The organism is Burkholderia sp. E168m23 (genome assembly GCF_016586125.1).
In the GTDB taxonomy this organism is placed as follows: Bacteria; Pseudomonadota; Gammaproteobacteria; order Burkholderiales; family Burkholderiaceae; genus Burkholderia; species Burkholderia orbicola.
This window is the reverse complement of sequence record NZ_BCPP01000437.1, coordinates 1-5,728: the sequence shown is the minus strand read 5'-3', so window position 1 is coordinate 5,728 and position 5,728 is coordinate 1. Positions and strand designations below refer to the sequence as shown.

4 protein-coding genes and 1 pseudogene are annotated in these 5,728 nt (G+C 65.6%); 4 read left to right on the top strand and 1 reads right to left on the bottom strand.

Annotated features, from left to right (window positions below):
* Nucleotides 1–117: 117 nt before the first annotated feature.
* A complete protein-coding gene (locus JMF90_RS21350) occupies nucleotides 118–1,674 on the bottom strand; it encodes a mannose-1-phosphate guanylyltransferase/mannose-6-phosphate isomerase (RefSeq protein WP_011548199.1) in 1,557 nt (518 codons plus the stop codon).
* A gap of 431 nt (nucleotides 1,675–2,105) precedes the next feature.
* On the opposite strand from JMF90_RS21350, the gene JMF90_RS21345 reads away from it, so the two are divergent.
* The 4 genes and pseudogenes from JMF90_RS21345 to JMF90_RS21330 form a co-directional block, all read left to right on the top strand.
* Nucleotides 2,106–3,479: an undecaprenyl-phosphate glucose phosphotransferase gene (locus tag JMF90_RS21345; protein WP_012338501.1), complete on the top strand. Its 1,374-nt coding sequence runs from the start codon at nucleotides 2,106–2,108 to the stop codon at nucleotides 3,477–3,479.
* 75 nt (nucleotides 3,480–3,554) lie between these two features.
* Nucleotides 3,555–4,967, top strand: a complete 1,413-nt coding sequence (locus JMF90_RS21340) for a UDP-glucose/GDP-mannose dehydrogenase family protein (protein ID WP_006479486.1) — start codon at nucleotides 3,555–3,557, stop codon at nucleotides 4,965–4,967.
* A gap of 30 nt (nucleotides 4,968–4,997) precedes the next feature.
* Entirely contained in the window at nucleotides 4,998–5,441 is a 444-nt protein-coding gene (locus JMF90_RS21335; protein ID WP_011548197.1) for a low molecular weight protein-tyrosine-phosphatase, read from the top strand.
* A pseudogene (locus JMF90_RS21330) lies at nucleotides 5,435–5,728 on the top strand (exopolysaccharide biosynthesis protein); the annotation flags it as partial. The gene JMF90_RS21335 and the pseudogene JMF90_RS21330, both read left to right, overlap by 7 nt.

Here is a 5,728-nt window from a genome sequence, read left to right as displayed (position 1 = left end):
CGCCGTTGCCGTGCAACGCGCGGGCCGTCGTGTGCCACGACGCCCGCGCGAAAATCCCGTATCTCCATGTCTGCCCGGGCGCCGCTGTATAAGCGGCGCCCTTTGTTGCATGACGCGTTACTGCCGACCGTAGGTATCGTCGAAGCGGACGATGTCGTCCTCGCCGAGATACGCGCCCGACTGCACTTCGATCAGCTCGAGCGGCATCTTGCCCGGGTTCTCCAGGCGGTGCGAGACGCCGAGCGGAATGTACGTCGATTCGTTTTCGGAGAGCAGGAACGTTTCGTCGCCGCGCGTGATGCGCGCGGTGCCGCGCACGACGATCCAGTGTTCGGCGCGGTGATGGTGCATCTGCAGCGACAGCTGCGCGCCCGGCTTTACGACGATGCGCTTCACCTGGAAGCGCTCGCCGGTGTCGACCGAGTCGTAGTGGCCCCACGGACGATGCACCTTGCGGTGATCGGTCGCTTCGGTGCCTTGTCGCGCCTTGATGTGCCCGACGATCTTCTTCACGTCCTGCACGCGCGATTTATCCGCGACGAGCACGGCGTCGGGCGTTTCGACGACGACCAGGTTCTGCGTGCCGACGCAGGCGACGAGCCGGCTTTCCGAATGCGCGAACGTCGAATCGGCGCCTTCGAACAGCACGTGGCCGCGGCCGACGTTGCCGCTCTCGTCCTTCGGCGAGATCTGCCAGATCGCGTCCCACGAACCGACGTCGGACCAGCCCGCATCGAGCGGCACGACGACGCTTTCGCACAGTTGCGGCTGGCTCGCGAGCGGCTCCATCACTGCGTAGTCGATCGAGTTCGACGGCGACGCGGCGAATGCGTCGCGATCGACGCGGAAGAAATCGCCGTCTTCCTTGCCCTGTGCGACGGCCTGTGCGCAGGCCGCGTAGATTGCCGGTTCGAGCTGCCGGATCGCGTTCAGCCACACCGACGCGCGCACGATGAAGATGCCGCTGTTCCACCAGTATTCGCCCGACGCGACGTACTGCTGCGCGAGCTCGAGGTGCGGCTTCTCGACGAAACGGTCAAGGCGGCGCACGTCGAGAGTGCCCGTTCCGGCGTCGCCGAGCGGTGCGCCGACGCGAATGTAGCCGTAGCCGGTTTCCGCGTGCTTGGGCACGATGCCCATCGTCGCGATCTTGCCTTGCGCCGCGCAGTGCACGCCGGCCGCGACGGCCGCGTGAAAGCGCGGCAGGTCGGCGACCGCATGGTCGGCCGGCATCACGGTCATCACCGCGTCGTTGCCGTTCGCGACGAGCCGCAGCGCGGCGAGCGTCAGCGCCGGCGCGGTGTCGCGGCCGAGCGGCTCGAGCATGATGGTCGCGTTCCTGGCCGTCAGGCGCAGCTGTTCGGCGGTCGTGAAGCGATGATCCTCGCCGCACACGATCAGCACGTCGTCGTTCAGCGGGTAGTCGGCCGTCAGGCCGTCGAGGCGCAGCGCGGTGGATTGCAGCAGCGAGTGATCGCCGAGCAGTCCGATCAGCTGTTTCGGAAAACGCTCGCGCGACATCGGCCACAGGCGCGTGCCGGAACCGCCGGCGAGAATCACGGGCTGCACGGCGAGACGTGTGCCGACGGCGGGCATACCGGCTGCGGGTGTGCCAGCTGCGGGTGCGGCGGAAGAAGAATGGCGCGTTTCGGCGACCACTGCCGGAGCATTCATGATGACACTCTCCACGGTTGAAGTCAGTGCCTGTCGTTGTAGCATGAAGTAAATCGACAATAAAACCGGACCCAATGGCGGATATCCGCCACGCATTCATCCGGGAGAATTTTCCGCGGTAGCATCGGCCGGAAATAAAAAAGTAAAAAATAATTCCGGGCGCCGGCCGGACGCGACCGCCCGCAAAGGGTGAGCGGAAGGCGTAACGACTCAGAAAAAATCTCCATTTCCCGCCCATTCGGGAAAACCTGCCGATTTAATTAAAAAAGATCGCGGCAAGAATTTCCGATTATTTTTCGAAATACTTGTGCGCTTGAGGATGAATTTTCTTGTCGCTTCAATAGCGTCATGCAACGTTTGATTCGAATGTGCGGCACGGGCTGCACAAGGCGCTGTTCGGCAAACGCCTGTTCAAAGAAGAGGAAACAGACATGTTGAGCGTGCTGGCGAGAGTCATCGATATCGCGATGGTCGTGACGGGCGCGCTGATCGCGGCCGCGCTGCACGGCGGCAGCATCGGGCTCAGCGACCTGCAGCGCACGACGGTGCTGTTCGACTGCCTGCTGGTCGTCGTGTTCTTTCCGGCCTTCGGCATCTACCAGTCGTGGCGCGGCAAGCGCCTCGTCGGACTGATGGGGCGGGTCGTGTTCGCGTGGCTCGCGGTCGAGCTCGCGGGCATCCTGATGAGTTTCAGCTTTCACCAGTCGGGCGACCTGTCGCGGCTGTGGCTCGGTTACTGGGCGCTCGCGACGACGGTGCTGCTCGCCGGCTCGAAGGCTTGCGTGCACGTCGTGCTGCGGCAATTGCGCCGCGGCGGCTACAACCTGAAGGCGGTGGCGATCGTCGGCGGCACGCCGGCGGCGCGGCGGCTGATCGCGCAGATGCGGGCGCGGCCGGAAGCCGGCTTCAACCCGGTGTGCGTGTACGACGAAAGCGAGGCGCCGGGCGAAGTCGCGCTCGACGACGTGCGGATCGAGCGGCAGTTCGAATCGCTGGTGTGGCTGGTGCGCAGCCGCGCGATCAGCGAGCTGTGGCTCACGCTGCCGATCACGGAGGAGCGCCGGATTCATCAGATCGTGACGGTGTTTCGCCACGACTTCGTGAACATCCGCTTCATTCCGGACGTGCGCACGCTGTCGTTCTTCAACCAGGAAGTGGTCGAGGTGCTCGGCGTGCCGGCGATCAACCTCGCGGCGTCGCCGATCACCGACGTGCGGATCTTGCCGAAGTTCGTGTTCGACCGGCTGTTCGCGCTGGCGGCGCTCACGGCGCTCGCGCCGGTGATGGTGCTGATCGCGGCGCTGATCAAGCTGACCTCGCGCGGGCCGGTGTTCTTTCGGCAGAAGCGCAAGGGTATCGACGGGCACGAGTTCGAGATCTACAAGTTTCGCTCGATGAAGGTGCACCAGGAAGTGGCCGGGCAGGTCACGCAGGCGACCAAGAACGACTCGCGCGTGACGCCGGTCGGCCGGTTCCTGCGCCGCACGAGCCTCGACGAGCTGCCGCAGTTCATCAACGTGCTGAAGGGCGAGATGTCGGTGGTGGGGCCGCGTCCGCATGCGCTCGCGCACGACGACATCTACAAGGATCTGGTCAAGGGCTACATGTTCCGCTATCGGATCAAGCCGGGCATCACCGGGTGGGCGCAGATCAACGGCTATCGCGGCGAGACCGACCAGATCGAGAAGATGATGGGCCGCGTGAAGCTCGACCTTTACTACATGCAGAACTGGTCGTTCTGGCTCGATATCAAGATCGTCGTGCTGACGCTGTGGAAAGGCTTCACCGGCAGCAACGCGTACTGACACCGACGCGCCGCGTCACGCAGGCAATTCCGGTTTTACGAATTTCGAATCATTGGTCAAGGGGTCCGACACATCATGAATCTGACTATCATCGGCAGCGGTTACGTAGGGCTCGTCACCGGCGCCTGTCTCGCCGACATCGGGCACGACGTGTTCTGTCTCGACGTCGACCAGGCAAAGATCGACATCCTGAACAACGGCGGCGTGCCGATCCACGAGCCGGGCCTGAAGGAAGTCATCGCGCGCAACCGCTCGGCCGGCCGCCTGCGCTTCTCGACCGACATCGAGGCCGCGGTCGCGCACGGCGACGTGCAGTTCATCGCGGTCGGCACGCCGCCCGACGAGGACGGCTCGGCCGATCTGCAATACGTGCTCGCGGCGGCGCGCAACATCGGCCGCTACATGACCGGCTTCAAGGTGATCGTCGACAAGTCGACGGTGCCGGTCGGCACGGCCGAGCGCGTGCGCGCGGCGGTCGCCGAGGAGCTCGCGAAGCGCGGCGGCGACCAGATGTTCTCGGTCGTGTCGAATCCGGAATTCCTGAAGGAAGGCGCGGCCGTCGACGATTTCACGCGGCCGGACCGCATCGTGATCGGCTGCGACGACGACGTGCCGGGCGAGCGCGCCCGCGAGCTGATGAAGAAGCTCTACGCGCCGTTCAACCGCAATCACGAGCGCACGCTGTACATGGACGTGCGCTCGGCCGAGTTCACGAAATACGCGGCGAACGCGATGCTCGCGACGCGTATCTCGTTCATGAACGAGCTGGCGAACCTCGCCGACCGCTTCGGCGCCGACATCGAGGCCGTGCGCCGCGGGATCGGCTCCGATCCGCGCATCGGCTATCACTTCCTGTACGCCGGCTGCGGCTACGGCGGCTCGTGCTTCCCGAAGGACGTCGAGGCGTTGATCCGCACGGCCGACGAGCACGGCCAGTCGCTGCAGATCCTGAAGGCCGTGTCGTCGGTCAACGCGACGCAAAAGCGCGTGCTCGCCGAGAAGATCGTCGCGCGCTTCGGCGAGGACCTGAGCGGCCGCACGTTCGCGCTGTGGGGCTTGGCCTTCAAGCCGAACACCGACGACATGCGTGAAGCGCCGAGCCGCGAGCTGATCGCCGAGCTGCTGTCGCGCGGCGCGCGCGTCGCCGCGTACGACCCGGTCGCGCAGCAGGAAGCGCGCCGCGTGATCGCGCTCGATCTCGCCGATCACCCGAGCTGGCTCGAACGCCTCTCGTTCGTCGACGACGAGGCGCAGGCCGCGCGCGACGCCGATGCGCTCGTGATCGTCACCGAATGGAAGGCGTTCAAGAGCCCGGACTTCGTCGCGCTCGGCCGCCTGTGGAAGACGCCGGTGATCTTCGACGGCCGCAACCTGTACGAGCCGGAGACGATGAGCGAGCAGGGCATCGAGTACCACCCGATCGGCCGGCCGGGCTCGCGCCAGGCGGTCGCCGCTCGCGTGCCGGGCGCCGCGCGCGCCAGCGCGTAACCCGTTTTCCGTCACTCGTTACGAGACGCCATGTTCCGGAACATCCTGATCGTCTGCCACGCGAACGTCTGCCGCAGCCCGGCGGCGGAAATGCTGTTCAAGTCGCACGCCGCGTCGCGCGGCGGCCCGCGCCCGACGTTTCATTCGGCCGGCGTGCACGCGAACGACGGCGACGGCATCGATCCGGTGATGCGGCGACTGCTGGCCGAGCGGGGCGTCGATGCGACGACCCATCGCTCGCGGCGGCTGTCGCGCCGGATCGTGCGCGACGCCGACCTGATTCTCGTCAGCGAGCGCGAACAGATCAAGGCCGTCGAAGCGGTCGATCCGTTCGCGCGCGGCAAGGTTCACCTGCTCGGCAAGTGGGAAGGGGCCGAGATCGCGGACCCGCACGGCGGCCCCGAGGCCGACTACCGCGAGAGCTACTCACTGATCGAACGTCTGGTTCAAGGATGGCTACAGAAACTATGCTGAAACGCCCGATGCGCCCGGTGGCGCTTGCCGTCGCGCTGACGACTTTCCTGTCAGCCTGTGCAACCGCGCCCGGCAACTACCTCGACTCGTCGAACCTGAAGGACGAAGGCCGGCAGGAAGCGGCCGAAACCTATCCGGTTCATTACATCGACGCCAAAGTGGTGATGGACCAGCTGCAGAAAGCGCAGGTCAATCATCCGCTGCCGCCCGGGCGCTATACCGATCCGTCGCAGTACACGTATCGCGTCGGCCCGCAGGACATCCTCGGCGTCACCGTGTGGGACCAC